This window comes from Kytococcus schroeteri (assembly GCF_002847825.1).
GTDB classification, from domain to species: domain Bacteria; phylum Actinomycetota; class Actinomycetes; order Actinomycetales; family Dermatophilaceae; genus Kytococcus; species Kytococcus schroeteri.
Map to the genome: position 1 here is coordinate 187158 of NZ_PKIZ01000001.1, position 25321 is coordinate 212478.

Below are 25321 nucleotides of genomic sequence, written 5' to 3' on the forward strand. Positions count from 1 at the left end.
TGCGTGATGATCCCCTTGACCTCCGCCAGCTGGTCGAGGGTGTCGATGCCGTGCGTGCCCAGGTGGTCGGCTGAGACGTTGGTGACCACCGAGACGTCGTTGAAGGGCACCCCCATCCCCTTCTGCAGCAGGCCGCCGCGGGCGGTCTCCAGGATGCCGATCTCCACCCCGCCGGACTGCAGCGCGGTCCGGGCGCCCGAGGGGCCCGAGTAGTCGCCCTTGACCAGCCACTCGCCCTGGCGCAGCACGCCGTCGGTGGACGACCACGCCGTCACCTTGCCGGCCGTCATCGCGATGTGGGCCAGGATCCGCGTGGTGGTGGTCTTGCCGTTGGTGCCGGTGATCGAGGCGACCGGCACGGTCGGGCGCACGGTCTCCGGGCGGCGGCCCGGGTCGGCCTCGCGGACGGTGGTGGCGGCCTCCTCGAAGAGGCGGTCCCGCTCGCCCGGCTCCTCCCACAGGGCCTCCAGCAGAGGGCCCAGGGCCTCCCCCATCGCCCGGCCGGTCCCGGCGCGCCCCCAGCGGAAGGCGACCGTCACGTCGCCCCACTCCTTGCCGTCGCGCCCCCGCGCGGTGATGGCCCCCAGCCCTGCCCGCTGGCCCAGGGTGCGCAGCACGTGGCGCACCAGGCGGATGAGGAAGCGCTGGCGCTGCTCGCCGTGCGGCTGCCCCGGCGCGGTGCGCGTCATGCCCAGCGCGGCAGCCACCTCGAGGCACTGCTCGCGCGGCGCCTCGCTGATCACCGGCGCGGACAGCATCACCTTCACGGCAGCCCGCGTGTAGTACAGGTTGGGACCCTCGAGGAGCCGCACCTCGGACACCCGGACGTGGGGGGAAGTCATTGCGCCAGCCTACGGCCCGCCGCAGCCGCCGGCGACGGCACGAGAGGGCCCGGGCCGCGTGGGTTTCCTCACGCGACCCGGGCCCGGGTGTCAGCGGCTCACTGGCCGGTGGCGTGCACGCCACCGTCGACGTGGACGATCTCGCCGGTGGTGGCCGGGAACCAGTCGGAGAACAGGGCCACGCACGCGCGGGCGGCGGGCTCGGAGAGCTGGATGGACCAGCCGAGCGGGGCGCGGCCGTCCCAGCTCTCCTCGAACTGCGAGAAGCCGGGGATGGACTTGGCGGCCGTGGTGCGGATGGGGCCGGCCGAGACGAGGTTGCAGCGGATGCCGTCCGGGCCCAGGTCGCGGGCCAGGTAGCGGTTGACGGACTCGAAGGCGGCCTTGGCCACGCCCATCCAGTCGTAGACCGGCCAGGCGTAGCGGCCGTCGAAGGTCAGGCCCACCACGGCCGAGCCCTCCACCATGAGCGGCTTCGCGGCCAGCGCCAGGGACTTCAGCGAGTAGGAGGAGACGTGCACCGCGGTGGAGACGTCCTCCCAGGTGGCCTCGAGGAAGTTGAAGGCGCCCTCGGGGGCGAAGCCGATGGAGTGCAGCACGCCGTGCAGCTCCGAGGTGTGCTCCTTGAGGCGCTCGGCCAGGGAGTCCAGCTGCTCGGGGTCGGTCACGTCGAGCTCCACCACGGGGGCCTCGGCCGGCAGGCGGCGCGACATGGCCTGGGTGAGCTTCAGCCCGCGGCCGAAGCCGGTGAGGATCACGGTGGCGCCCTGCTCCTGGGCCAGGCGGGCCACGTGGAAGGCGATGGAGGACTCCATCAGCACGCCGGTGACCAGCAGCGTCTTGCCCGCCAGCAGGCCGGTGCCGGTGGGCGACTGCTCCATGGCGCCGGTGGTCTTGCGCTCGGGGGTGGTCTCGCTCATCAAGGGGTCCTCTCGCAGGTGGGGGTGGTGCGTGCGTTCGGGGGGGGGGCTCAGTGACCCATGCCCAGGCCGCCGTCCACGGGCACGACGGCGCCCGAGACGTAGCCGGCGGCGTCGGAGGCCAGGAAGCCGACCACCTGGGCCACCTCGTCGGCCTCGGCGAAGCGGCCGGCCGGGATGCTGGCCAGGTAGGCGTCCTGACGCTCCTGCGGCAGGGCGTCGGTCATGTCGGTGCGGACGAAGCCCGGGGCCACCACGTTGGTGGTGATGCCGCGGGAGCCGAGCTCGCGCGTGAGCGCACGGGCAAGACCCACGAGGCCCGCCTTGGACGCGGCGTAGTTGGCCTGCCCGGGCGAGCCGTAGAGGCCCACCACGGAGCCGATGAGCAGCACCCGGCCGAACTTGCCGCGGATCATGCCCTTCTGGGCTGCGCGCACGCAGCGGAAGGCGCCGTGCAGGTTGGTGTCGAGCACCCCGGCGAAGTCCTCGTCCTTCATGCGCATGCTCAGGCCGTCGGCGGTGATGCCGGCGTTGGCCACGAGCACCTCGACGGTGCCGCCGAGGAGCTCCTCGGCCTGCTTGAAGGCGGCGTCCACCGAGGCGGTGTCGGTGACGTCGCAGGCGACGGCGCGCAGCCCCTCGGGGGCCTCGCCGCTGCGGGAGGTGACGGCCACCTCGTGCCCCTCCTGCTGGAGGTGGCGGGCGATCGCCTCGCCGATGCCGCGGTTGCCGCCGGTGACCAGGGTGCGTCGTGAGGTGCTCATCGGCTGCACCCTAGACCGTGGCCGGGGCACTGTCCCCTTTCACGGTGCGCTGCGTCACACGTTCTGATGGCGCCGCCCGGCGGTGCCTCCGGTGGCCCCACGCCTACGACGCCCTGTCGTGCTCGCGGGCCCGGTGCGTAGACTCGGAGGCCTCATGGCCACCCCCTCCCAGCACCCGCGCCCCGGTTCCGGCGACCGCCGTCCGGTGGCCTCCGTGACCACCGCCTCGCCCTCGGCCCAGGTCGAGCGAGACCACCGGCTCAAGGTGTACCTGTGGCAGATGGGCCTGCGCATCGTCACCTTCCCCATCGGGGCGTGGCTCATCATCCAGCGCATCAGCGTGCCGGTGGGGGTCCTGCTGCTGGCCTTCGCGGTGCTCATCCCGTACATCGCCGTGGTCAAGGCCAACGCGCGCACCGTGGAGGCGCCCGGCGCCGGGCCGGACCAGGTGGGGCCGCGGGTGCGTCCGCTCGAGGCGCCGACCGAGCAGCCCACCGGGGCCCACCGGGGTCCGGAGGTCGTCGTCGGCGACGTGGTCGATGACTGAGCGGCCCGGCTCCCCCGTCGGCGAGGTGGTGTGCAGCGCCACCGGCTGTCGCGCGGCCGGGGTGCACGCCATCGTGTGGAACAACCCCGCCCTGCACGCTCCCGACCGGCGCAAGGTGTGGACCGCGTGCGACGGACACCTGCAGCACCTGCAGGACTTCGTGGCCGTGCGCGGCTTCCACCGCGAGACCGTGGGCGTGCACGAGCTGACCGGGAAGGACGGATGATGCGCGACTGGCTGCGCATGGCCCTGAGGCCGAAGTGGATCGCGCTGCTGCTCGTGGCGCTGCTGGTGTGCGGCGTCTTCGTGCGCCTGGGGCTGTGGCAGTGGCACCGGCACGAGCACAAGCAGGCGGCCGTGCACCGCATCGAGACCCACCGCGACGCCGCCCCGCGCCCGTACACCGAACTGGTGCGCCCCGACGGGTCCTACGAGTACGACGACGAGTGGACGCCCGTGCGGCTGACCGGCCACTACCTGCCCGAGAAGCAGACGCTCGTGCGCAACCGCCCGCACTTCGGCACGGCCAGCAAGTCCACCTACGGGTACGAGGTGCTCGTGCCCTTCCAGCCCGACGAGGGCCCCGCCGTCGTGGTGAACCGGGGCTGGGTGGCCAACGCCAACGACGCGCAGACACTGCCCGAGGTGCCCGCCCCGCCGAAGGGCACCACCGAGCTCGTGGCCTGGCTGCGGCCCAGCGAGCCCGCCCGCGACCGCGACCTGCCGGCCGGCCAGGTCGACATGGTGAACACCGACGAGGTGGAGCGCTCCACCGGCGTACAGCTGGCCGACCCCTTCCTGCTGCTCAAGGAGGACGGCTCCTCGCAGCGCCCCGAGCCGCTCGACCCGCCGGAGACCGACCTCGGCCCGCACCAGGCGTACGCCTACCAGTGGTGGCTCGCCACGCTCTTCCCGGTGGGGCTGTGGGTGTTCTCGGTGCGCAACGCCGTGTTCACCGAGCTCTCGCCCGAGGAACAGCGCCGCCGCCGGGCCGAGAGGGCCGCGCGGAGGAAGACCCGCATCTGGGACGAGGAGGACGGCTGAGGGGCGCTCCCCCATCGGACCGGGGCGGGGCACCGGCCCCGCGCGGTCAGGCCAGGGTGACGAGCTCCAGGTAGCTGGCGTTCCACAGGTCCTCGATCCCGTCGGGCAGCAGGAGCACGCGCTCGGGGTTGAGCGCCTCCACGGCGCCCTCGTCGTGGCTCACGAGCACCACGGCGCCCTCGTAGTGCGCCAGCGCCTCGAGGATCTCCGCGCGGCTGGCGGGGTCGAGGTTGTTGGTGGGCTCATCCAGCAGCAGCAGGTTGGCGCCGGAGACCACGAGCATCGCCAGCGAGAGGCGCGTCTTCTCCCCACCGGAGAGCACCCCGGCGGGCTTGTCCACGTCATCGCCGCTGAACAGGAACGAGCCGAGCACCTTGCGGACGTTCGTCTCGTCGAGGTCCGGGGCGCTGGACTTCATGTTCTCCAGCACGGTGCGGTCGGTGTCGAGGTTCTCGTGCTCCTGGGCGTAGTAGCCCACGCGCAGGCCGTGGCCGGGGGTGATCTCGCCGGTGTCCGGGGCGTCGACGCCGGCCAGCATCCGCAGCAGCGTGGTCTTGCCGGCGCCGTTGAGGCCCAGGACGACCACCTTGGAGCCGCGGTCGATGGCGAGGTCCACGTCGGTGAAGATCTCCAGCGAGCCGTAGCTGCGCGACAGCCCGGAGGCCATGAGTGGCGTCCTGCCGCACGGTGCGGGGGTCGGGAAGCGCAGCGAGGCCACCTTGTCGGCCTGCCGCTCCCCCTCGAGGCCCTCCACGAGGCGGTCGGCGCGCTTGAGCATGTTCTGCGCGGCCGTGGCCTTGGTGGCCTTGGCGCGCATCTTGTCGGCCTGGGAGCGCAGCGCCTCGGCCTTCTTGGTGGCGTTGGCCAGCTCCCGCTTGCGGCGGTGCTCGTCGAGCTCGCGCTGCTTGAGGTAGGCCTTCCAGCCCAGCGAGTACTGGTCGAGCACGCTGCGGTTGGCGTCCAGGTGGAAGACCTTGTTCACCACGGCATCGAGCAGGTCCACGTCGTGGCTGATGACGATGAGGCCGCCCGCGTAGTTCCTCAGGTGGTCGCGCAGCCAGGCGATGGAGTCGGCGTCCAGGTGGTTGGTGGGCTCGTCGAGCAGGAGGGTCTCGGCGTCGCTGAACAGGATGCGGGCCAGCTCGATGCGGCGGCGCTGTCCACCGGAGAGGGTGGCGAGCTCCTGGTCGAGGATGCGCCCGGGCAGGCCGAGCGCGCTGGAGATGGTGGCGGCCTCGGACTCCGCGGCGTACCCGCCGGCGGCCTCGAACTCCACGGTGGCACGGTCGTAGCGGCGCATGGCCTTCTCGCGGACGGCCGGGTCGTCGCTGGCCATCTCGGCCTCGGCCTTCTCGCGGCGGCGCACGATGTCCTCCATGCCGCGTGCCGAGAGGATGCGGGCGCGGCCGGTGACCTGCAGGTCGCCGGTGCGGGGGTCCTGGGGCAGGTAGCCCACCGGGGCGGAGCTGTGGATGGTGCCGGCGGCCGGGAGGGTCTCCCCCGCGAGCGCCTTGGTCATGGTGGTCTTGCCCGCACCGTTGCGGCCGACCAGCCCGATGCGGTCCCCGGCGCCCACGCGGAAGTTGGTGGGCTCGAGCAGCAGACGGGGGCCGGCGCGCAGCTCGAGGCCGGACACGGTGATCACGGGGGTGCTCCTGGGGGTGGTGGGCGGTGCGGCAGCGCGCCAGTCTACGGGCCGCGGCGGATGGGGCCGACCGGTTTTCGTGGAGACTGCGGGCTCCTTCGCGGCCGGGGCGACTTCCGCACCGGTGCTGAACTCGGTATGGCACGGGCCGACTTCGGCACCGGTGCTGAACTCGACTGTCGAGAACCGCACCGGTGCGGACCTCACTGCACGTGTCAGTCCGAAACCGGCACCGGTGCTGAACTGGGCTGGGGTGTCAGGTCGAGAACCGCACCGGTGCGGAGGTCGCGGCGGGGACGCCGGGCCCCGGGTGCCTACGATGCGCGCATGGTCGACCTCACCGCATCGGATGCCCGCACCGTCGTGCTGCTCGAGGGGGTGAGCGACGTCGCCGCCGTCCGCGCCCTCATGGAGGCCCAGGGCATCGACGGTGCCGCGGTGCAGCTGGTCTCGCTCGACGGGGCGACCAACTGGAACCGCGTGCTCAAGGAGCTGCGCCTGCTGCGCGGCGACGTGGACGTGCTCGGCCTGGTGGACCAGAACGAGGCCCACCCCGCCGTCCGGGCCCTCACCGACGACGGTCTGCCGGTGCAGGACGCCACCGACCTCCCCGTCTACGGGGTCTTCGTCTGCGAGGCCGACCTGGAGGACGAGCTGATCCGCGCCCTGGGCCCCGAGGGTGCCCGCGCCGCGCTGGAGGCGGCCGGCCTCGGCGGCAAGTTCGAGGCCTTCCAGAGCCAGGGCGACTGGGGCGAGCGCACCCTGGCCGACCAGCTCCACCGCTTCTGCGGCGCCGCCTCGGGGCGCAAGGCCCAGGCGGCCGGGGTGCTGGCAGGCGCACTGGACGCCGACGAGGTGCCCGAGCCGCTGCAGATGCTCCTGGACCGCCTGCGCTGGGCATGAGCGGAGGCCCCGTCCGATGGTGGACGGGGCCTCGCGCCGGAGTGGGCGGTGGTGGCGTTCAGCCGAGGAAGAGCTTGCTCGCCTTCTCCACGGTGAACCACAGCCCATAGGCCAGCGGCAGCACCACCAGCGCCCAGGCCACGGCCACCAGCAGCGGCGAGGTGGTGGTGCGCGCCCCGGCGTCGACGGGGCCGCCCGCCGCCGCACCGGCCTGCTCGGCGGCAGTCCGCTCCCCGTGGCGCGGGCCGGCCACCTCGTCGGCGTGGCGCTCGGCCACCGGGCGCACCAGCAGGTTGGCCACGAAGCCGACGGCGAGCACGCCCACCATCGTGAAGAGGGCCGGGCGGTAGTCCGAGGCGGTCATGGTGCCCGGCTCGCCGGCGCGGTCGAGCACGGAGTTGACGATCAGCGGCCCGGCCACGCCGGCAGCAGCCCACGCGGTGAGCAGACGGCCGTGGATGGCGCCGACCTCGAGGGTGCCGAAGAGGTCCTTGAGGTAGGCCGGGACGGTGGCGAACCCGCCGCCGTAGAAGCTGATGATGAGCGCGGCCAGGGCCACGAACACCACCGGGCTCGTCCCCCCGAAGAGCGCCAGCAGTGCGAACGCCGCGAGGCCCACGCCGAGGTACATCGTGTACGTGGCGCGGCGGCCGATGTGGTCGCTCGTGGTGGACCACACGAACCGCCCGCCCATGTTGGCCAGGGACAGCAGACCCACGAACCCGCCGGCCGCGGCCGCGGTGACGGTGGACGACCCGCCCTCGGTGCGGAAGAAGTCCTGGATCATGGGCGCCGCCTGCTCGAGGATGCCGATGCCGGCGGTCACGTTGGTGAACAGCACCACCCACAGCAGCCAGAACTGCGGCGTGCGGATGGCGGTGCCGGCGCGCACGAGCACGCCGTTGGTGGCCGGCACGTGGTGGGCGGCGTCGTCGTCGCCGAAGCCCTGCGGCAGGCGCATGAGGGCCACGCCCACCATCATGAGCACGAGGTAGCCGGCGCCCAGGGTGAGGAAGGTGGAGCTCAGCGCGTGCCCGCTGGCGAAGGAACCCGGCGTGGTGGGGCTGTAGGCCGGGTCGAAGGCCGAGAGCAGGCGGTTGGACAGCGGCGAGGCGAGCAGCGCACCACCGCCGAAGCCCATGATGGCCATGCCGGTGGCCAGGCCCGGCCGGTCGGGGAACCACTTCATGAGCGTGGACACCGGCGAGATGTACCCGAAGCCCAGGCCGATGCCGCCGATGACGCCGTAGCCCAGGTACAGCAGCCACAGCTGGCCGGTGGAGATGCCGAACGACCCGACCACGAAGCCGGTGGCCCAGCACAGCGCCGCCACGAACATGGCGCGGCGTGGGCCGTTGCGCTCCACCCAGGTGCCGAAAGCGGCCGCGGAGAGGCCCAGCACCACGATGGCGATGCTGAACACCCACGCGACGGCCGTCTGGCTGGAGCCGAAGTGGTGCACGAGCGAGGACTTGAAGACCGAGAAGGCGTAGACCTGCCCGATGGACAGGTGCACCGCCAGTGCGGCGGGCGGGATGAGCCACTTGCTGTAGCCGGGTCCGGCGACGGACTCGGCCTTGCCGAGGAAGGCCAGGGGAACTCCTGGGGGCAGAGGGGACGGGCGTGCGACGGCCCGCGAGGGTGGCCCATGGTGACACGGCTCACGCCGTGGGGTCGATGCCGTGGAGCCGGGCGGGTGGGCCGCACCCGGGCTACGCTGAACCGACACCTCACCGGCACACAGGCAGGACCCCCACATGACCTTCAACGACAACGCGAACCTGGACACCTCGCAGGTCTCCGGCGGAGGGGGCGGCGGTGGCTTCGGCCGCGGCGCCGTCATCGGCGGTGGTGGCGGCATCGGCGGTCTCGTCCTGCTGCTGCTGGTGTACTTCCTGGGCGGTGGCGACATGCTCGGTGGCGGCGGTGGGGGTGGCTCCCAGAGCCAGGGTGGCAACTGGAACTTCGGCGGCGGGTCGGTGCAGGCCCAGCAGGACACGGGGTCGTTCGGCAAGGGCACGGGCGACTTCTCGCACTGCAAGACGGGCAAGGACGCCAACGACCACACCGACTGCCGCGTCATCGGCACGGTGAACTCCGTGCAGGACTACTGGTCCAAGGCCCTGCCGCAGGATGTCAACGAGCAATACCGCAAGGCCACCACGGTGATCTACAACGGCCGCACGCAGAGCCAGTGCGGCACCGCCTCCAACGAGGTGGGCCCGTTCTACTGCCCGGTGGACGAGAAGATCTACATCGACCCGGCCTTCTTCTCCGAGCTCGACAAGTTCGGCCTGGAGAACCCGGAGAACAAGAACCTGGCGCAGATGTACATCGTGGCCCACGAGTACGGCCACCACGTGCAGAACATTCTGGGCCTGCTGGGCGAGGCGCAGAAGGATGCGAAGGGTGCCGAGTCCGGAGCCGTGAAGGTGGAGCTCATGGCCGACTGCCTGGCCGGCGTGTGGGTGAAGAACGCCGACAGCACCCAGGACGCCGAGGGCAACACCCTCATCCAGAAGGTGACCCAGGAGCAGATCAACCAGGCCCTGGAGGCGGCGGCGGCCGTGGGTGACGACAACATCCAGCAGCGCAGCGGCCGCGGTGTGAACCCGGAGGGCTTCACGCACGGCACCTCCGAGCAGCGCCAGCGCTGGTTCATGGCCGGCTACGACGGTGGCACGGCCAACTCGTGCAACACCTTCAAGGCCGAGAACCTCTGAGCCACCCCGTATCCGGCGGCCCGTTCCAGAGGGGGGGACGGGCCGCCGTCGTGTGCCCACGGTCACCCGGCTGAAGGCGTTCCCCACCTTTGGTCACTGATAAGATGACGTCATGCCACTCCCCCTGACACGTCGTCTGCACGTGGACCTGGGGCGTTCCCCGGCGTTCCGATGTTGAGCCGCTGAGCTCCGTCGACCCCGCCGGTCCGCCCGGCTCCCCCTGTGCACTCCCCCATCGCCCGTCCCCGTCCGTCGGGGTCCGGGCCGATGCCGTGTGCGCGCCCTCGAAAGGATCCCTCGTGTCCACCTCCTCCCCCGCCGCCACCGCGGCAGCGCCCGCCCGCCGCGGCTGGCGCCCCTCCTTCGGCCAGCAGATCCTGCTGGGCCTGCTCGCCGGCCTGGTGCTCGGCGCCCTCGCCAAGAGCATGGGCGGCACCGCCGAGAACCCCAACTGGCTCACCGAGACCCTCACCATCGTGGGGTCCACCTTCGTGACCCTGCTCAAGACCCTCGTGCCGCCGCTGATCTTCCTGGCCGTCGTCGCCTCGGTGGCCAACCTGCGCGCCGTGGGCAACGCCGCCCGCCTGGCCGGTCAGACCCTGCTGTGGTTCGGCATCACCGCGCTGGCCTCGGTGACCATCGGCATCGTGCTCTCGCTGGTCACCCGCCCCGGCGCCCACACCACCGTCTCGCGTGACGCCGCGGCCGCCCCTGACAGCAGCGGCTCGTGGCTGGACTTCCTCACCGGTATCGTGCCCACCAACTTCCTGGGCATCTCCGCCAAGGCGGGCGAGGCCGGCGAGATCACCATGGGCTTCAACGCCCTGCAGATCGTGGTCATCGCGCTGGCCGTCGGCATCGCCGCGGTGAAGGTGGGCGAGGAGGCCGAGCCCTTTCTCGGCTTCGCCCGCTCGGCCCTGGCCATCGTGCAGAAGATCCTCTGGTGGGTCATCCTGCTCGCGCCCATCGGCACCGCCGGCCTCATCGGCAAGGCCGTGGCCACCTACGGCTGGGAGACCATGGGCAGCCTGGGCATCTTCGTGGCCACCCTCTACGTGGGCCTGGCGCTCGTGACCTTCGGCCTGTACCCGCTGCTGCTCAAGGCCCACGGGCTCTCGGTGCGCCAGTGGTTCTCCGGGGCGTGGCCGGCCATCCAGCTCGGCTTCGTCTCCCGCTCCTCGCTGGGCACGATGCCGCTCACCCAGCGCGTCACCGAGCGCAACCTGGGTGTCTCCCCCAGCTACGCCTCGTTCGCCATCCCGTTCGGCGCCACCACCAAGATGGACGGCTGCGCCTCGGTCTACCCGGCGGTCGCGGCGATCTTCGTGGCCCAGTTCTTCGGGGTGGAGCTCGGGCTGACGGACTACCTGCTCATCGTCGTGGTCTCCGTGCTGGGCTCCGCGGCCACCGCGGGCCTCACCGGCGCCACGGTGATGCTCACGCTGACCCTCTCCACCCTGGGCCTGCCGCTGGAGGGCGTGGGCCTGCTGCTGGCCATCGACCCGATCATCGACATGGGCCGCACCGCCACCAACGTGGCCGGCCAGACCGTGGTGGCCGCCATCGTGGCCCTGCGCGAGGGGCTGCTGGACCGCGACCTCTACGACGCCGAGCGCACCGGTGAGGCCTACGTGCCCGAGCACGACGAGGCCGGTGCCGAGGCCGCGCCGGCCGAGGTCCTCTCGGACGGCGGCGCCCGTCGCGCGGACGAGCTCGTGCCCGCCTGAGGCACGACTCCGCCCGCCGCGCCGACGAGCTCGTGCCCGTCTGAGGCCCGCTCCCCTGCGCTGCTGCGCACGTCCTGACGCCCGCGTCCCCACCAGGGGCCGTGGGCGTCGGCGTCTTCAGAGCCCGAGCCGGCGAGGCCGCTTCCGGGCGTGGCCACCCCCGACGGTGTACGTGGGTCGGGCCGGCCAGCCACGCGCGCCCGTTAGGGCATCCACGGCGCGCCCGGCAGGGCCAGCAACGGCGTATGGGGAACAGGGTGCTCGCGGGAGGGGTGTCCTATCACCTGATAGGTCGACCGAATCGCAGTCACCCGCCTGCGTATCGGTCGACCTATCGCGCGATAGGACACCCCTTCCGCCCGCGCCCCTTCCGCCCGCGCCCCTTTCGCCCGCGCCCCCCCCGGGCGGCGCTCCTGCCGGGAGGGCCCTCCGTCGAGAAGCAAGCCGGGCGTCGGGCAGCAGTTCGGGATCTGTCAACGCCGCGCCCGGCACTCGGCGCACGGGAAGGGCGGCGCGGCACGGGAAAGGTGTTGGCCGCACTGGATGGGTGGTGGCCGCACGGCAAAGGCGCTCGCCGCACGGGATGGTGCGCGTGCGGAGAGCACGCGTCGCGTGCGCGGCGAGGTTTCGCGTGCGCGCCGCCACGAACGCGCAGGACCCCCGCGCGGGATCAGGACGCCCGTGTCAGAGCACGGGGATGCTGACCTCACGCGGGGGTCCTGCGGCGAGGGTGGCGCGTGCCCACCTGGACGGCCAGGCAGCGCGGCCTCGCGTCCGCCCGGCAGTCCGCCTCAGATGTTGAAGCCCAGGGCGCGCAGCTGCTCGCGGCCGTCGTCGGTGATCTTGTCCGGGCCCCACGGCGGCATCCAGACCCAGTTGATGACGTGCGTGGACACGAGGCCCTCCAGCACGCCGGCCACCTGGTCCTCGATGACGTCGGTCAGCGGGCACGCCGGGGAGGTCAGCGTCATGTCGATGACGGCGTGCGTCTCCTCCACGGTGACCCCGTAGACGAGGCCGAGGTCCACGACGTTGATGCCCAGCTCGGGGTCCACCACGTCGCGCAGCGCCTCGGTGACGTCCTCGGTGCTGGCTGCTGCTGCGGTCTGCTGCTCGGTCATGCCTGTGCTCCGTTCGTCGGTGCGTCGGTGTCGTGCTCGCCGGTCACGTCCACCCCGGCGCGGGCCAGGGCGTCGGTGAGGGCGGTCCAGCCCAGCAGCGCGCACTTCACGCGCGCCGGGTACTGCGAGACGCCGGCGAAGGCCACGCCGTCGCCGATGAGCTCCTCGTCGCCCTCGTACTGGCCGCGCGAGGTGAGCATCTTCTTCATCTCCGCCAGCGAGGCGGCCACCTCGTCGGCGTCGTGGCCGATGGTCTCCTCGGTCATCACCGAGGTCGACGCGGTGGAGATGCTGCACCCCATCGCGTCGTAGGAGACGTCCACGATGCGGGGCGGCTCCACGGAGGTGTCCACGTGCACCCGCACGGTGACCTCGTCGCCGCAGGAGGTGTTCACGTGGTGCACCTCGGCCTCGTACGGCTCCCTCAGCCCGGCGTTCTGCGGGTTCTTGGAGTGGTCGAGGATGATCTCCTGGTACAGGTCCATCAGGCTCCTGCCTCCTGGTCGGTGCGGCCCGCGGGGGTGCCGCCGGTGGGGGTCCCCACGTCGATGCCGAAGACGCCCGGCACGCGGTCCAGCGCCTCGAGGAAGGCGTCCACGTCGGCCCGCGTGGAGTACACCGCGAAGCTGGCCCGCGTGGTGGCGGGCACGCGCAGCGCGCGGTGCAGCGGCCACGCGCAGTGGTGCCCGGTGCGCACGGCGACGCCGGAGTCGTCCAGCACCTGCCCCACGTCGTGCGGGTGCACGCCCTCGACGGTGAAGGACACCGCCCCCACCCGCTCGGCCACGGGGCCGACGCCGGTGGAGGTGGGCCCGATGACGGTGACCCACGGGCGCTGCACCAGGCCGTCGAGCGCGTACTGCACCAGCTCACGGTCGTGGGCGGCCACCCGCTCCATGCCGATCTCGTCGAGGAACTCCACGGCCGCGCCCAGGCCCACGGCCTGGCTGGTCATGGGCACCCCGGCCTCGAAGCGGGCCGGTGGAGGGGCGTAGGTGGAGCCCTCCATGCGCACCAGCTCGATCATGGAGCCACCGGTGATGAACGGCGGCATCGCGGCCAGCAGCTCGTGGCGGCCCCAGAGCACACCGATGCCGGACGGGCCCAGCACCTTGTGGCCGGTGAAGGCGAGGAAGTCCACGCCCAGGGCAGCGACGTCCACCGGCAGGTGCGGCACGGACTGCGCGCCGTCCACCACGGTGAGCGCACCCACCTCGCGGGCACGGGCCACCAGCGCCGGCACGTCGGCCACGGCCCCGGTCACGTTGGAGACGTGGCTGAAGGCCAGCACCTTGGTGGTGTCGTCCACGACCTCGCCGAGGCCGGAGAGGTCGACCCGGCCGTCGGCCTGCAGCGGCAGCCAGCGCAGGGTGGCGCCGGTGCGGCGGGCCAGCTCCTGCCACGGCACGAGGTTCGCGTGGTGCTCGGCCTCGGTGACCACGATGCTGTCGCCCGGGCCCAGCCGGAAGCGCTCGGCGACGGCCGGGTCGGCCCCGTCCATCGCCCCGGCGGCGCCGGCGTTCGAGAACGCGTAGGCCACGAGGTTCAGCGCCTCGGTGGCGTTCTTGGTGAACACCACCTCCTCGGTGCGCGGGGCACCCATGAAGCGGGCGATCCTCTCGCGCGCCCCCTCGAAGGCGTCCGTGGCCTCCTCGGCCAGCTGGTGGGCGCCGCGGTGCACGGCGGAGCGGTGCTGGGTGAGGTACTCGCGCTCGGCCTCCAGCACGGCCAGCGGCTGCTGGCTGGTGGCGCCGGAGTCGAGGTACACCAGCGGCCGCTCGTCGCGGACGGTGCGTGCGAGCACCGGGAACTGCGCACGCAGCTCCCGGAGCTCGTCCTCGGTGAAGGCGCTCACGCTCAGACCGCCGCCTGGGTGAAACGGTCGTAGCCCTCGGCCTCGAGGCGGTCGGCCAGCTCCGGACCGCCCTCCTCGGCCACCGTGCCGTCCACGAAGACGTGCACGAAGTCGGGCTTGATGTAGTTGAGGATGCGCGTGTAGTGCGTGATGAGGAGCACGCCCATGCCGGTCTTCTCCTTGGACCGGTTCACGCCCTCGGAGACGATGCGCAGCGCGTCCACGTCGAGGCCGGAGTCCGTCTCGTCGAGCACGGCGATCTTCGGCTGCAGCAGCTCGAGCTGCAGGATCTCGTGGCGCTTCTTCTCGCCGCCGGAGAAGCCGGCGTTGACGTCGCGCTCGGCGAACTCGGGCTTCATGCGCAGGTCGGCCATCGTGTTCTTGACGTCCTTGACCCAGTGGCGCAGCTTCGGGGCCTCGCCGTCCACGGCGGTCTTGGCGGTGCGCAGGAAGTTGCTCACCGTCACGCCGGGCACCTCGACGGGGTACTGCATCGCCAGGAAGAGACCGGCGCGGGCGCGCTCGTCCACGCTCATCGCCAGCACGTCCTCGCCGTCCAGGGTGATGGAGCCGGAGGTCACCGTGTACTTGGGGTGACCGGCGATGGAGTAGGCCAGCGTGGACTTGCCGGAGCCGTTCGGGCCCATGATGGCGTGGGTCTCGCCGGAGTTGATGGTCAGGGTGACGCCCTTGAGGATCTCCTTGTCCTCGCCGTCGTCCGTGCTGACCGAGACGTGCAGGTCCTTGATCTCCAGGGTGCTCATGTGTCCTCTTTCGTCGCAGGTGGTGCCAGGGGGAACCAGCGGTTCCGGTGTCGGGGGTGCGGCGGCCTTCAGGAGGCGATCGCCACGTAGATCGAGCTGCCGTCGATGCGCACGGTGTGCACGGCCACCGGCTGGGTGGCCGGCAGGCTCAGCGGGTGCCCGTCGTTGAGGTCGAACTCCGAGCCGTGCAGCCAGCACTCGATGGTGTCGCCGTGCACCTCTCCCTCGGCGAGGGAGACGTTGGCGTGGCTGCACGTGTCGTCGATGGCGTGGACGGCGCCCTTCGAGTCGCGCACCACGGCCACCCGGCGTCCGCCGAGCTCCACCACGGCGCCGCCGACCTCGGGCAGCTCGTCCAGGGTGCCCACCAGGTACTCCTCGACCTGGCCGACCGGCAGCGCGCCGGTGTGCGGACCCTCGTCGCGGGCGGCCATCAGGCGGTCGCCTCCGCGTCGTCGTCGAGCAGCTCGTCGGCCTCGGTGGGGGCGAACCCGAGCTCCACCTCGATGGCGCGCATGATGCGCTCGGTCACCTCGGGCACACCGATGCGGCCCACGATGTCGGCGAAGAAGCCCCGCACCACCAGGCGGCGGGCCTCGGCCTCGGGGATGCCGCGTGCCATGAGGTAGAAGAGCTGCTCGTCGTCGAAGCGGCCGGTGGCGCTGGCGTGGCCGGCCCCCTCGATCTCGCCGGTCTCGATCTCCAGGTTGGGCACCGAGTCGGCGCGCGCCCCGTCGGTGAGCACCAGGTTACGGTTCATCTCGTAGGTGTCGGTGCCCTCGGCCTCGGCGCGGATGAGCACGTCACCCACCCACACGGTGCGCGCGGTCTCGCCCTGCAGGGCGCCCTTGTAGAGCACGTCGGAGTGGCACCTCGGGGCGTTGTGGTCCACGAACACGCGGTGCTCCTGGTGCTGGCCGGAGTCGGCGAAGTACACGCCGTACAGGTTGGCCGAGCCGCCGGGGCCCTCGTAGGACACGTTGGTGTTGAGGCGCACCAGGTCGCCGCCCAGGGTCACCACGATGTGGCGGAAGGTGGCGTCGCGACCGATGCGGGCCTCGTGCTGGCCGGTGTGCACGGCCTCGTCGTCCCACTCCTGCAGGCTCACCACGGTGAGCTGCGAGCCGTCGCCGGCCACGACCTCGACGTTCTCGCCGTGCTCGGCCGCACCGGTGTGGTGGAGGATCACCATGGCCTTGCTGTGGCGCCCGGCGTCGATGACGACGTGCCCGTTCGAGCGGCGGCCGGCGCCCTGGCCGGTCACGCGGACCACGATCGGCTCGGTGAGCTCGGTGTCGGCCGGGACGGCCACGTGCAGCGCCTGCTCGCTGCCGGCGGAGGCCACGACCGCGGCGCGGTCCTCTGGCACCAGCACGGTGCCGCGGGGCGCCTGGCCCGGGGCCAGCGGGGAGGCCACGTGGGTCTCGCCGCTGACCTCCCAGGTGGTGGCCGGGGTGCCGTTGGTGTCGGTGGCCTTCTCCTGCAGCAGGGAGCCCAGGCGGTCCAGCGGCGTGAAGCGCCACTCCTCCTCGCGCCCGGTGGGCACCGGGAAGTCCGCCGGCTCGTGCGAGCGGCGGCGCTTGGCGCGCGACTCGTCGGCGGCCGGGGTGCCCAGCTGGGCGGCCGGGTCGGTGTGCGTGGCGGCCGGGGTGAGTCCGCCGGCGGCCTGGTCGTTCTTCGTCTCGCTGAGCAGCGACATCAGCCGACGGCTCCTTCCATCTGCAGCTCGATCAGGCGGTTCAGCTCGAGGGCGTACTCCATCGGCAGCTCACGGGCGATCGGCTCCACGAAGCCGCGCACGATCATGGCCATGGCCTCGGTCTCGGAGACACCGCGGGACATCAGGTAGAACATCTGGTCCTCGGACACCTTGGAGACGGTGGCCTCGTGGCCCATCTGCACGTCGTCCTCGCGGATGTCGACGTAGGGGTAGGTGTCGGACCGGGAGATCTGGTCCACCAGCAGGGCGTCGCAGACCACGGACGACTTCGAGCCGTACGCGCCCTCGGCCACCTGCACCAGGCCGCGGTAGGAGGTGCGGCCACCACCGCGGGCCACCGACTTGCTCACGATGGAGCTGGTGGTGTGCGGGGCGTTGTGCACCATCTTGGCGCCGGCGTCCTGGTGCTGGCCCTCGCCGGCGAAGGCCACGGACAGGGTCTCGCCGTTAGCGTGCTCGCCCATGAGGAAGACGGCCGGGTACTTCATCGTCACCTTGGAGCCGATGTTGCCGTCGATCCACTCCATGGTGGCGCCCTCGGCGCAGGTGGCGCGCTTGGTGACCAGGTTGTACACGTTGTTCGACCAGTTCTGGATGGTCGTGTAGCGCACCTTGGCGTTCTTCTTGACGATGATCTCCACCACCGCGCTGTGCAGCGAGTCGGACTGGTAGATCGGCGCCGTGCAGCCCTCCACGTAGTGCACCGAGGAGCCCTCGTCGGCGATGATCAGCGTCCGCTCGAACTGGCCCATGTTCTCGGTGTTGATGCGGAAGTAGGCCTGCAGCGGGATGTCCACGTGCACGCCCGGCGGCACGTAGATGAAGGAGCCACCGGACCACACGGCGGTGTTCAGCGCGGAGAACTTGTTGTCACCGGCGGGGATGACGCTGGCGAAGTGCTCGCGGAACAGGTCCTCGTGCTCGCGCAGGGCGGTGTCGGTGTCGACGAAGATGACGCCCTTCTCCTCCAGGTCCTCGCGGATCTGGTGGTACACCACCTCGGACTCGTACTGGGCGGCCACACCGGCGATGAGGCGCTGCTTCTCCGCCTCCGGGATGCCGAGCTTGTCGTAGGTCTTCTTGATGTCCTCGGGCAGCTCGTCCCAGGTGGTGGCCTGCTTCTCGGTGGACTTCACGAAGTACTTGATGTTCTGGAAGTCGATGTCCGAGAGGTCCGAGCCCCAGTGCGGCATCGGCTTGCGGTCGAACAGGCGCAGGGCCTTGAGACGCATGGTGCGCATCCACTCCGGCTCACCCTTGCGCGTGGTGATGTCCTCCACCACGGCCTCGGACAGGCCGCGCTGGGCGGCCTCACCGGCGGCGTCGCTGTCGCGCCATCCGTACTCGTAGCGGCCCAGGTCCTTGAGACCGGGGTTCAGCTCCTCGATGTGGGAGGCGCCGCTGGGGGTGCCATCGGCCGTCGTGGTCATCGTGACCTCTCCTCGTGGTGGTGGGTGGTGGACGTGTCGGGACCCGGCCGCACGGTGACCGCGGAGGCCGGGACGAAGGTGGTGCAGACGTGGCCGCCGACCGGCAGCGTCTGCAGGCGCTGGACGTGCACGCCCAGCAGCTCGGAGAACGCCTCGGCCTCGGCCTCGCACAGGGCGGGGAAGGCCTCGGCGGCCTGCTGCACGGGGCAGTGGCCCTGGCAGAGCTGGACGCCGTGGACCTGCGGCACCTGCCGCACCGAGGGGGCGTAGCCGTCCCCGGCGAGCTCGGCCGAGAGGGCATGGGCGCGGTCGACCGGGTCCTCCCCCGCCTCGCGCACGGCATCGGCGTAGCGCGAGACGAGCTGCTCGGCGCGGCGGCGAGCGTACTCGGCCACCGCCTCGGTGCCGCCGGTGGCCTGCAGGAACTCCAGCAGCTCCACGGCCATCTCGTCGTAGGCGGTGGGCAGGGTTGTGTGACCCGCGTCGGAGAGCACCCAGGCGCGGGCGGGGCGTCCGCGGCCACGCGTGCCCGCGGCGGCCAGCTCGTGCTCGTGCTCGGCGATGACGCCCTCGGCGGCCAGTGCGTCGAGGTGGCGGCGCACCGCGGCGGCGGTGAGGTCGAGCTGGTCGGAGAGCTCGCGGGCGGTGATGGGGCCATCCTGGGAGACGGCAGCACGGACCCGCTCACGGGTGCTCGTCGCCGGCTCGCTCATAAACACAACAACAGTGTGCGCTAAATCTTTGTTCCCCTCCAAGAGAGGTGAACCTCACCCGGTGCTCCAGCGCGGCCGCGACGTAGGGTTCTCCCCGTGCCGACCACCTCCCCCGCCGCCGTGCTGTTCGACGACGTCGCCCTCACCCGGGAGGGCGTGCGGGCGCTGGAAGGCCTGTCCTTCACCGCCCCCGCGGGCGCGGTGACCTGCGTGCTCGGACGCAACGGTGCGGGCAAGTCCACCATGGTGCAGACCGCCACCGGGCTGCTCCGGGCGGACTCCGGCGTCGTGCGGGTGCTCGGCACCGACCCGTGGGGTGCCACCCCGGAGCACCGCGGTCGGGTCTCGGTGGCCCTGCAGGACGGTGGGCTGCCCACGGGTGTGCGGCCCTCGGTGCTGCTGGCCCACCTCTCGCGCCTCTACCCCGACCCGCGTCCGTGGCAGGACCTGTGGCGCCGACTCGGCATCCACGGCTACGACAGGCGGATCATCCGCCGCCTCTCCGGCGGGCAGCGCCAGCGCGTTGCCCTCGCCGCGGCGCTCGTGGGCCGCCCGCAGGTGACCTTCCTCGACGAGCCGACCGCCGGCCTCGACCCGCACAGCCGGCTCGACGTCTGGGACGTGGTGCGCCGCATCGCCCAGGAGGGGGTGGCCGTGGTGGTGACCACGCACTCCTTCGAGGAGGCCGAGCGCCTGGCCGACCGCGTCGTCGTCATCGACGCCGGGCGGTGCGTGGCGCAGGGACCCGTGGCCGAGGTCGCGGACGGCAGCACGCTGGAGGAGCGCTTCTTCGCGCTCACCGGACGCACGGAGACGGAGGCCGCATGAGCGCCCACGACGCGACGACCCCTGCCGGCGCGACCGGCGGTGAGGCGGCCTCCGCGCGCGCGGTCCCGGCCGCCCGACGCGTGCTGGCGCAGGCCCGCTACGAGGCGGGCGTGCTGCTGCGCAACGGCGAGCAGCTGCTCGTCTCGATCGTGCTGCCGCTGCTGGCCCTGGTGACGCTGCACCTCACGAGCTCCCCCTCCCTCGGCGAGGGGCGCCGCATCGACCTGGCCGTGCCCGGCGTGCTGGCGCTGGCGATCATGTCCACGGCCTTCACCGGGCAGGCCATCGCGCTGGCCTTCGACCGCCGGTACGGGGTGCTGCGCCTCTTCGGCACCACACCGCTGGGGGCCAGCGGGCTGGTGTGGGGACGCATCGTGGCCGTGCTCGGCGTCATCGCGCTGCAGGTGGCGGTGCTCGGTGGAATGGGCCTGACGCTCGGCTGGCAGCCCACCTGGTCCGGCGTGCCCGCGGCGCTGCTGGTGGGGGTGCTCGGCGCCGCGGCCTTCGTGGTGCTGGCGGTGCTCGTGGGCGGGCGCCTGCGGGCCGAGGCCGTGCTGGCCGTGGCCAACCTGCTGTGGGTGGTCTTCCTCGCGCTGGGCAGCCTGCTCCCCTCGCACCGCTTCGGTGCCCCGTGGGAGATGCTCGTGCGGCTCACCCCGTCGGGTGCCCTCGGTGACGGGCTGCGCGCGGCGCTGGGTGACGGGCACCTGGACGGGGTGGCCGTCCTCGTGCTGCTGGCCTGGACCGTGCTGGGTGGGCTGCTGGCCACGCGCGTGTTCCGCTGGTCGGACTGAGGCGGGCCCCGGTGCCGGGCGCAGTCGCCGGCACCACGCGACGCCTGCCGCGGCGCGATCCACGACGCATCGTAGGATTTGCCCCCGTGAACACCCCCGCACCCGCAGCCCCCCGCACCACTCCTCCGTCGGCCGAGGACTCCCTGGACACCGGCACCCCGGCCCTCACCGGCTGGCGCCGCATCGGACGGTGGGTGCGTCCGCTGCTGTGGCTCAACCTGGCCGTGGAGATCGGCATCGTGCTCACCGGCGGCCTGGTGCGGCTCACCGGGTCCGGGCTGGGCTGCCCCACCTGGCCGCACTGCGACCCCGGCTCGTTCACCCCGGTGATCGAGGAGGCCGACGGCATCCACCCGTACATCGAGTTCGGCAACCGCACGCTCACCGGTGTGGTGGGCATCGTGGCGATGCTGCTCGTGCTGGCCGTGGTGGCCCGGGGCGGGGAGCGTCGCCGCAAGCAGCTGCCATGGGCGCTGGCCGTCGTGGGCGGCATCGTGGCGCAGATCGTGCTCGGGGGCATCACGGTGCGCACCCACCTCAACCCGGTCACTGTGAGCGCGCACTTCCTCGTCTCGATGCTGCTGGTCACCGCCTCGGCCGCCGTGCTGTGGTTCGACCGCTCGGCCGACGAGGTGCAGCACCCGCCGCTCCCCCGCCCCCTGCACCTGGTGGCCGGGCTGGCCGCCGTCACCGCGGCCGTGGTGCTCACCCTCGGCACCGTGGTGACCGGCTCGGGCCCGCACTCCGGTGACGCCGACGCCCCTGCGCGCTACCTGCTCGACGTGAAGACCATGAGCTGGCTCCACGCGGACTCGGTGATGCTCTTCTGCGGCCTGGTCGCTGCCATGCTGCTGGGCCTGCACCTGCTGCCGCAGGCGACCACCCACGCCAAGCGCGTGTGGTGGGCGGTGCTCGCGGTGACCCTGGCCCAGGGCCTGCTGGGCTACGTGCAGTACGCGCTGGCCGTGCCAGCGCCCCTGGTGGCGCTGCACATGCTCGGCGCCTGCCTGCTGGTCTGGGCGCTCACCTGGGGCGTGCTGGCCGTCCGCCGCTGAGCGGGCCGAGCCTCTCCCAGCCGAGGGGGGGTCCGGGCCTCCGCGCACGGGAAAGCCCATGCCGCACGGGAAAGGTGCTGGCGGCACGCGGACCATCGCGTGCGACCAGCACCTTTCCGGTGCTTGGTGACACTGGCCGTGCGGTGGGCCGCCGGGCGCCCTCTGGCCCCTGTTCGGGGCGCCGAGCCTGGGGCTGACCGGGTCCGTGCTGGGCCTGTCAGGCGCCCTCCCATCCTCCTGACCTGCCGACGTGCTTGGTCGACCCACCCTCGGGGGGACGGTCAGGCAGCTGTTGCGTGGGTCAGGAGCAGTTGAGCCTGTCAGGAGCCGGGCGGAGCCGTCGTGACGCCCCTCGTCGCGGGGGCCTCTACGAGCGACAGGGGGTCCCGGCCCCCGGGCACGCGGAAAGCCCACGCCGCACGGGAAAGGTGCTGGCCCCACGCGCACCATCGCGGGCGACCAGCACCTTTCGCGTGCCCAGTGACACCTCCCGTGCGGGCCGGCCGCCGAGGCTCGCCCGAGTCAGCCGTGGCCAGTGGACGTCATGGCCCATCGGCGCCTGGGCCGTCACGCGGCCCCGGAGCCAGCTCAGCCCAGGCCGGGCAGCGCCCAGTAGAGGAGCGGGTCCACGGCCACGGCCATGAACAGCACGCTCACGTAGCTGATGGAGTAGTGGAAGAGCCGCATCGGCTTGATCTCGGCCTCGCTCAGACCGGCGCGCGCCCCACGCAGCAGGGTGTGCGACTCCATGAGGAACAGGCCGCCGGAGAGCACCGCCACCACGGTGTAGAGCCACCCCATCGGCGCCACGGGGATGAGCACCAGCGAGGTGAGCACGGTGGCCCAGGCGTAGAGCACGATCTTCTTGCCGACCGCCACGTTGTCCTCGATGACGGGCAGCATGGGCACGCCGGCGTTGGCGTAGTCGTCGCGGAACTTCATGGACAGCGGCCAGTAGTGCGGCGGGGTCCAGAAGAAGACGAACAGGAAGAGCACGAAGGGCGCCCAGGCCAGCGAGTTGGTGACGGCCGACCAGCCGATGAGCACCGGGATGCAGCCGGCCACCCCGCCCCAGACAATGTTCTGGCTGGTCCGGCGCTTGAGCACGATCGTGTAGAACCACGCGTACAGCACGATGGCGGCGAAGGACAGCGCGGCCGAGAGCCAGTTGACCAGCAGCCCCAGCCACAGCACGGACGCGATGCCGAGCACGGCGCCGAACACAAGGGCCGCCCGGGGGCTGATCTGCCCGGTGACCAGCGGCCGGTTGCTGGTGCGGTGCATCTTGGCGTCGATGTCGCGGTCCAGGTAGCAGTTCAGGACGTTCGCGCTCGAGGCCGACAGGGTGCCGCCGATGAGCGTGGCCACCACCAGCCACCAGCTCGGCACGCCCCGCTCGGCCAGGAACATCACCGGGAAGGTGGTGATGAGCAGCAGCTCGATGATGCGGGGCTTGCAGAGGGAGACGTACGCCCGGACGGTGGACCACGCGCCGGAGTCCGACGGGCTGGCGGGGGTCGCCGCCACCTGATCTGCCCCTGAAGTCACGGTGTCCTCTCGAGCGTCGGTGCTGGGTGCACGCACACCGAGCCGTCCCGGCCCGTGAGTGCGGTGGCCCATCGTATCCGTCGCCCCCGACGATCTGCGACGCAGCGTCGTTGACCTCCCGCCGCGCCCTCCCGGCGACGGCCGCCCTTCCGTGGGCGGACCCCGCGGGGTGCCCCCTCCACCCCGGGACGCATAGGGTGGAGACCCGCCCGTCCGTGCGTTTCCCCCATCCCAAGGAGTGCAGCGTGACCGAGTCCAGCAAGCCCACCCGCGACAGCCAGCTCGCCGACCCCGTGGCGCAGCAGGTGGGGTGGACCGACACCGACCTGCGCGCCGTGGACACCGCCCGCCTCCTGGCCGCCGACGCCGTGGAGAAGTGCGGCAGCGGCCACCCGGGCACGGCGATGTCGCTGGCGCCCGCGGCCTACCTGCTGTTCCAGAAGGTCATGCGCCACGACCCGAACGACGCGCACTGGCTGGGCCGTGACCGCTTCGTGCTCTCGGCGGGGCACTCCTGCCTGACGCAGTACGTGCAGCTCTACTACTCCGGCTACGGCCTGGAGATGGACGACCTCAAGGCCCTGCGCACCTGGGGCTCGCAGACCCCCGGCCACCCGGAGGTGCACCACACCACCGGCGTGGAGGCCACCACCGGCCCGCTCGGCTCCGGCCTGGCCACCGCAGTGGGCATGGCGATGGCGCAGCGCCGCCAGCGCGGGTTGCTCGACCCCGACGCCGCCCCCGGGGAGTCCCCCTTCGACCACCACGTGTGGGTCATCGCCTCCGACGGCGACATCATGGAGGGCGTCACCGCCGAGGCCTCCTCGTTGGCCGGGCACCAGGAGCTCGACAACCTCACGGTCATCTACGACGACAACGAGATCTCCATCGAGGACGACACCGACATCTCGTTCTCCGAGGACGTGGCGAAGCGCTACGAGGCCTACGGCTGGAACACCGTGACCGTCGACTGGCGCGCCACCGACCCCTACACCGAGGACGTGGACGCCCTGTGGCGTGCGCTCGAGGAGTCGAAGAAGGCCGACGGGCGCCCCACCCTCATCAAGCTGCGCACCGTCATCGGCTGGCCGGCGCCCACCAAGCGCGACACCGGCTCGGCGCACGGTGCGGCCCTGGGGGCCGAGGAGATCGCCGGCACCAAGGAGCTGCTCGGCTTCGACCCCGAGGTCGCCTTCCCCATGGACGACGAGGTTCTGGCGCACGTCCGCCAGGTGGCCGACCGCGGCGCCGCCGCCCACGCCGAGTGGGACACCCGGCTGGCCGCCTGGCGCGAGGCCAACCCCGAGAACGCGGCCCTGCTGGACCGCCTGGTCGCCCAGCAGCTGCCCGAGGGGTTCGCCGAGGCCTTCCCGACCTGGACCGCCGACGACAAGCCGCTGGCCACGCGTGCCGCCTCCGGCCAGGTGCTCAACGCCCTGGCCGAGGTGATGCCGGAGCTGTGGGGTGGCTCCGCCGACCTCGCCGGCTCCAACAACACCACCATGGACGGCGTGCCGAGCTTCGTGCCGGAGTCCAAGGCCACCACGATGTTCAGCGGCCACCGCTACGGCCGCACCCTGCACTTCGGCATCCGGGAGAACGCCATGGGCATGGCGCTCACCGGCATCGCGCTGGAGGGCCTCACCCGCCCCTACGGCGGCACCTTCCTGACCTTCAGCGACTACATGCGCCCCGCGGTGCGCCTGGCCGCCATCCAGCAGGCACCGGTGACCTACGTGTGGACGCACGACTCCATCGGCCTGGGCGAGGACGGCCCCACGCACCAGCCGGTGGAGCACCTGGCCTCGCTGCGTGCCATCCCCGGCCTGGACGTGGTGCGCCCCGCCGACGCCAACGAGACCGCCGTGGCCTGGCGCACGGTGCTGGGCCACGTGGACCACCCGGCCGCGCTGATCCTGACCCGGCAGGCGGTGCCGCACCTGGACCGCGAGCAGTACGCCTCGGCCGAGGGCGTGGCCAAGGGCGGCTACGTGCTGGCCGACGCCGAGGGCGAGCTCCGGGTGCTCCTCATCGCCACCGGGTCGGAGGTGCAGCTCGCGCTGGAGGCCCGCAGGACGCTGCAGGCCGAGGGCATCGGCACCCGCGTCGTCTCGATGCCGTGCCGCGAGTGGTTCGACGCCCAGGACCAGGCCTACCGCGACGAGGTGCTCCCGCCGTCGGTGCGCGCACGCGTGAGCGTGGAGGCCGGCCTGGCGATGTCCTGGTGGGACCTGCTGGGCGACGCCGGTCAGGCCGTCTCCCTGGAGCACTTCGGGGCCTCCGCCCCCGCCGAGGTGCTGTTCGAGGAGTTCGGCATCACCGCCGAGGCCACCGTGGCCGCGGCCCGGAAGTCCCTGTCGATCGTGGAAGGCCAGTGA

24 protein-coding genes are annotated in these 25321 nt (G+C 72.3%); 10 read left to right on the forward strand and 14 right to left on the reverse strand.

Annotated features, from left to right (window positions below; translation table 11 throughout):
- From CYJ76_RS00925 to fabG, 3 genes are all read right to left on the reverse strand, one after another.
- On the reverse strand, nucleotides 1-842 hold an 842-nt coding region (locus CYJ76_RS00925; protein WP_269148596.1), incomplete at its 3' end, for a Mur ligase family protein.
- 98 nt (nucleotides 843-940) lie between these two features.
- Complete coding sequence (gene fabI, locus CYJ76_RS00930) at nucleotides 941-1723, reverse strand: enoyl-ACP reductase FabI (protein ID WP_070705503.1); 783 nt, start codon at nucleotides 1721-1723, stop codon at nucleotides 941-943.
- An 89-nt stretch (nucleotides 1724-1812) separates the two neighbouring features.
- Nucleotides 1813-2526 (reverse strand): 3-oxoacyl-ACP reductase FabG, encoded by a 714-nt coding sequence (gene fabG / locus CYJ76_RS00935; protein ID WP_101848966.1) that lies wholly within the window; start codon nucleotides 2524-2526, stop codon nucleotides 1813-1815.
- 154 nt (nucleotides 2527-2680) lie between these two features.
- On the opposite strand from fabG, the gene CYJ76_RS00940 reads away from it, so the two are divergent.
- From CYJ76_RS00940 to CYJ76_RS00950, 3 genes are read left to right on the forward strand one after another with little or no spacing between them, the layout of a single operon-like run.
- Nucleotides 2681-3073 carry a DUF3099 domain-containing protein gene (locus CYJ76_RS00940; protein ID WP_070705501.1) on the forward strand — a complete coding sequence of 131 codons (393 nt, stop codon included), beginning with the start codon at nucleotides 2681-2683 and terminating at the stop codon, nucleotides 3071-3073.
- Nucleotides 3066-3299: a hypothetical protein gene (locus tag CYJ76_RS00945; RefSeq protein WP_070705500.1), complete on the forward strand. Its 234-nt coding sequence runs from the start codon at nucleotides 3066-3068 to the stop codon at nucleotides 3297-3299. The genes CYJ76_RS00940 and CYJ76_RS00945 overlap by 8 nt, the downstream gene beginning before the upstream one ends.
- Complete coding sequence (locus CYJ76_RS00950; protein ID WP_070705499.1) at nucleotides 3299-4117, forward strand: SURF1 family cytochrome oxidase biogenesis protein; 819 nt, start codon at nucleotides 3299-3301, stop codon at nucleotides 4115-4117. Before CYJ76_RS00945 ends, CYJ76_RS00950 begins: the two co-directional genes overlap by 1 nt.
- Before the next feature lie 46 nt (nucleotides 4118-4163).
- Here CYJ76_RS00950 and CYJ76_RS00955 read toward each other — a convergent pair whose 3' ends face one another.
- Complete coding sequence (locus CYJ76_RS00955; RefSeq protein WP_101848967.1) at nucleotides 4164-5762, reverse strand: ABC-F family ATP-binding cassette domain-containing protein; 1599 nt, start codon at nucleotides 5760-5762, stop codon at nucleotides 4164-4166.
- A gap of 327 nt (nucleotides 5763-6089) precedes the next feature.
- On the opposite strand from CYJ76_RS00955, the gene CYJ76_RS00960 reads away from it, so the two are divergent.
- Nucleotides 6090-6665 carry a toprim domain-containing protein gene (locus CYJ76_RS00960; protein WP_070705497.1) on the forward strand — a complete coding sequence of 192 codons (576 nt, stop codon included), beginning with the start codon at nucleotides 6090-6092 and terminating at the stop codon, nucleotides 6663-6665.
- 58 nt (nucleotides 6666-6723) lie between these two features.
- On the opposite strand, the gene CYJ76_RS00965 is transcribed toward CYJ76_RS00960, so the two are convergent.
- Nucleotides 6724-8259, reverse strand: coding sequence for an OFA family MFS transporter (locus CYJ76_RS00965; protein ID WP_180802163.1), 1536 nt, complete (start codon nucleotides 8257-8259; stop codon nucleotides 6724-6726).
- A 163-nt stretch (nucleotides 8260-8422) separates the two neighbouring features.
- Between CYJ76_RS00965 and ypfJ the strand changes: the two genes are divergently transcribed.
- Together ypfJ and CYJ76_RS00975 are read left to right on the forward strand one after the other, a co-directional pair.
- Nucleotides 8423-9388 (forward strand): KPN_02809 family neutral zinc metallopeptidase, encoded by a 966-nt coding sequence (gene ypfJ, locus CYJ76_RS00970; RefSeq protein ID WP_070705806.1) that lies wholly within the window; start codon nucleotides 8423-8425, stop codon nucleotides 9386-9388.
- 299 nt (nucleotides 9389-9687) lie between these two features.
- Nucleotides 9688-11115, forward strand: coding sequence for a dicarboxylate/amino acid:cation symporter (locus CYJ76_RS00975; RefSeq protein ID WP_101848969.1), 1428 nt, complete (start codon nucleotides 9688-9690; stop codon nucleotides 11113-11115).
- 791 nt (nucleotides 11116-11906) lie between these two features.
- Here the strand turns inward: CYJ76_RS00975 and CYJ76_RS00980 are convergent.
- The 8 genes from CYJ76_RS00980 to CYJ76_RS01015 form a co-directional block, all read right to left on the reverse strand.
- Nucleotides 11907-12236, reverse strand: a complete 330-nt coding sequence (locus tag CYJ76_RS00980; RefSeq protein WP_070705811.1) for a metal-sulfur cluster assembly factor — start codon at nucleotides 12234-12236, stop codon at nucleotides 11907-11909.
- Nucleotides 12233-12721, reverse strand: a complete 489-nt coding sequence (gene sufU / locus CYJ76_RS00985; protein ID WP_101848970.1) for a Fe-S cluster assembly sulfur transfer protein SufU — start codon at nucleotides 12719-12721, stop codon at nucleotides 12233-12235. The genes CYJ76_RS00980 and sufU overlap by 4 nt, the downstream gene beginning before the upstream one ends.
- Nucleotides 12721-14097: a SufS family cysteine desulfurase gene (locus tag CYJ76_RS00990; RefSeq protein WP_414467268.1), complete on the reverse strand. Its 1377-nt coding sequence runs from the start codon at nucleotides 14095-14097 to the stop codon at nucleotides 12721-12723. Before CYJ76_RS00990 ends, sufU begins: the two co-directional genes overlap by 1 nt.
- Complete coding sequence (gene sufC / locus CYJ76_RS00995) at nucleotides 14094-14855, reverse strand: Fe-S cluster assembly ATPase SufC (protein WP_101848972.1); 762 nt, start codon at nucleotides 14853-14855, stop codon at nucleotides 14094-14096. The genes CYJ76_RS00990 and sufC overlap by 4 nt, the downstream gene beginning before the upstream one ends.
- A gap of 68 nt (nucleotides 14856-14923) precedes the next feature.
- Nucleotides 14924-15289 carry a non-heme iron oxygenase ferredoxin subunit gene (locus CYJ76_RS01000; RefSeq protein ID WP_101848973.1) on the reverse strand — a complete coding sequence of 122 codons (366 nt, stop codon included), beginning with the start codon at nucleotides 15287-15289 and terminating at the stop codon, nucleotides 14924-14926.
- The gene (gene sufD / locus CYJ76_RS01005) at nucleotides 15289-16554 is read right to left on the reverse strand and encodes a Fe-S cluster assembly protein SufD (protein ID WP_101848974.1); all 1266 of its coding nucleotides are present in this window, start codon (nucleotides 16552-16554) and stop codon (nucleotides 15289-15291) included. The genes CYJ76_RS01000 and sufD overlap by 1 nt, the downstream gene beginning before the upstream one ends.
- Nucleotides 16554-18005, reverse strand: a complete 1452-nt coding sequence (gene sufB / locus CYJ76_RS01010) for a Fe-S cluster assembly protein SufB (RefSeq protein ID WP_070705817.1) — start codon at nucleotides 18003-18005, stop codon at nucleotides 16554-16556. The genes sufD and sufB overlap by 1 nt, the downstream gene beginning before the upstream one ends.
- Nucleotides 18002-18718: a helix-turn-helix transcriptional regulator gene (locus tag CYJ76_RS01015; RefSeq protein ID WP_070705818.1), complete on the reverse strand. Its 717-nt coding sequence runs from the start codon at nucleotides 18716-18718 to the stop codon at nucleotides 18002-18004. The genes sufB and CYJ76_RS01015 overlap by 4 nt, the downstream gene beginning before the upstream one ends.
- A 96-nt stretch (nucleotides 18719-18814) precedes the next feature.
- Between CYJ76_RS01015 and CYJ76_RS01020 the strand changes: the two genes are divergently transcribed.
- The 3 genes from CYJ76_RS01020 to CYJ76_RS01030 all read left to right on the forward strand — a co-directional run bounded on the left by CYJ76_RS01020 (nucleotide 18815) and on the right by CYJ76_RS01030 (nucleotide 21395).
- A complete protein-coding gene (locus CYJ76_RS01020; RefSeq protein ID WP_101848975.1) occupies nucleotides 18815-19546 on the forward strand; it encodes an ABC transporter ATP-binding protein in 732 nt (243 codons plus the stop codon).
- Nucleotides 19543-20340 carry an ABC-2 transporter permease gene (locus tag CYJ76_RS01025; protein WP_238138101.1) on the forward strand — a complete coding sequence of 266 codons (798 nt, stop codon included), beginning with the start codon at nucleotides 19543-19545 and terminating at the stop codon, nucleotides 20338-20340. Before CYJ76_RS01020 ends, CYJ76_RS01025 begins: the two co-directional genes overlap by 4 nt.
- A gap of 86 nt (nucleotides 20341-20426) precedes the next feature.
- Nucleotides 20427-21395, forward strand: coding sequence for a COX15/CtaA family protein (locus CYJ76_RS01030; RefSeq protein ID WP_237769854.1), 969 nt, complete (start codon nucleotides 20427-20429; stop codon nucleotides 21393-21395).
- A gap of 588 nt (nucleotides 21396-21983) precedes the next feature.
- On the opposite strand, the gene CYJ76_RS01035 is transcribed toward CYJ76_RS01030, so the two are convergent.
- Nucleotides 21984-22922, reverse strand: a complete 939-nt coding sequence (locus CYJ76_RS01035) for a heme o synthase (RefSeq protein ID WP_070706217.1) — start codon at nucleotides 22920-22922, stop codon at nucleotides 21984-21986.
- A gap of 266 nt (nucleotides 22923-23188) precedes the next feature.
- Here CYJ76_RS01035 and tkt point away from each other — a divergent pair, with 266 nt between their 5' ends.
- On the forward strand, nucleotides 23189-25321 hold the full coding sequence (gene tkt, locus CYJ76_RS01040) for a transketolase (protein WP_101848976.1): 2133 nt from the start codon (nucleotides 23189-23191) through the stop codon (nucleotides 25319-25321).

Excerpts from the sequence above, each read along its gene's own strand:
- fabI (WP_070705503.1), bottom strand. The coding sequence starts at position 1,723 with ATGGAGCAGTCGCCCACCGGCACCGGCCTGCTGGCGGGCAAGACGCTG.
- fabG (WP_101848966.1), bottom strand. The coding sequence starts at position 2,526 with ATGAGCACCTCACGACGCACCCTGGTCACCGGCGGCAACCGCGGCATC.
- CYJ76_RS00940 (WP_070705501.1), top strand. The coding sequence starts at position 2,681 with ATGGCCACCCCCTCCCAGCACCCGCGCCCCGGTTCCGGCGACCGCCGT.
- CYJ76_RS00945 (WP_070705500.1), top strand. The coding sequence starts at position 3,066 with ATGACTGAGCGGCCCGGCTCCCCCGTCGGCGAGGTGGTGTGCAGCGCC.
- CYJ76_RS00950 (WP_070705499.1), top strand. The coding sequence starts at position 3,299 with ATGCGCGACTGGCTGCGCATGGCCCTGAGGCCGAAGTGGATCGCGCTG.
- CYJ76_RS00960 (WP_070705497.1), top strand. The coding sequence starts at position 6,090 with ATGGTCGACCTCACCGCATCGGATGCCCGCACCGTCGTGCTGCTCGAG.
- ypfJ (WP_070705806.1), top strand. The coding sequence starts at position 8,423 with ATGACCTTCAACGACAACGCGAACCTGGACACCTCGCAGGTCTCCGGC.
- CYJ76_RS00980 (WP_070705811.1), bottom strand. The coding sequence starts at position 12,236 with ATGACCGAGCAGCAGACCGCAGCAGCAGCCAGCACCGAGGACGTCACC.
- sufU (WP_101848970.1), bottom strand. The coding sequence starts at position 12,721 with ATGGACCTGTACCAGGAGATCATCCTCGACCACTCCAAGAACCCGCAG.
- sufC (WP_101848972.1), bottom strand. The coding sequence starts at position 14,855 with ATGAGCACCCTGGAGATCAAGGACCTGCACGTCTCGGTCAGCACGGAC.
- CYJ76_RS01000 (WP_101848973.1), bottom strand. The coding sequence starts at position 15,289 with ATGGCCGCCCGCGACGAGGGTCCGCACACCGGCGCGCTGCCGGTCGGC.
- sufD (WP_101848974.1), bottom strand. The coding sequence starts at position 16,554 with ATGTCGCTGCTCAGCGAGACGAAGAACGACCAGGCCGCCGGCGGACTC.
- sufB (WP_070705817.1), bottom strand. The coding sequence starts at position 18,005 with ATGACCACGACGGCCGATGGCACCCCCAGCGGCGCCTCCCACATCGAG.
- CYJ76_RS01015 (WP_070705818.1), bottom strand. The coding sequence starts at position 18,718 with ATGAGCGAGCCGGCGACGAGCACCCGTGAGCGGGTCCGTGCTGCCGTC.
- CYJ76_RS01025 (WP_238138101.1), top strand. The coding sequence starts at position 19,543 with ATGAGCGCCCACGACGCGACGACCCCTGCCGGCGCGACCGGCGGTGAG.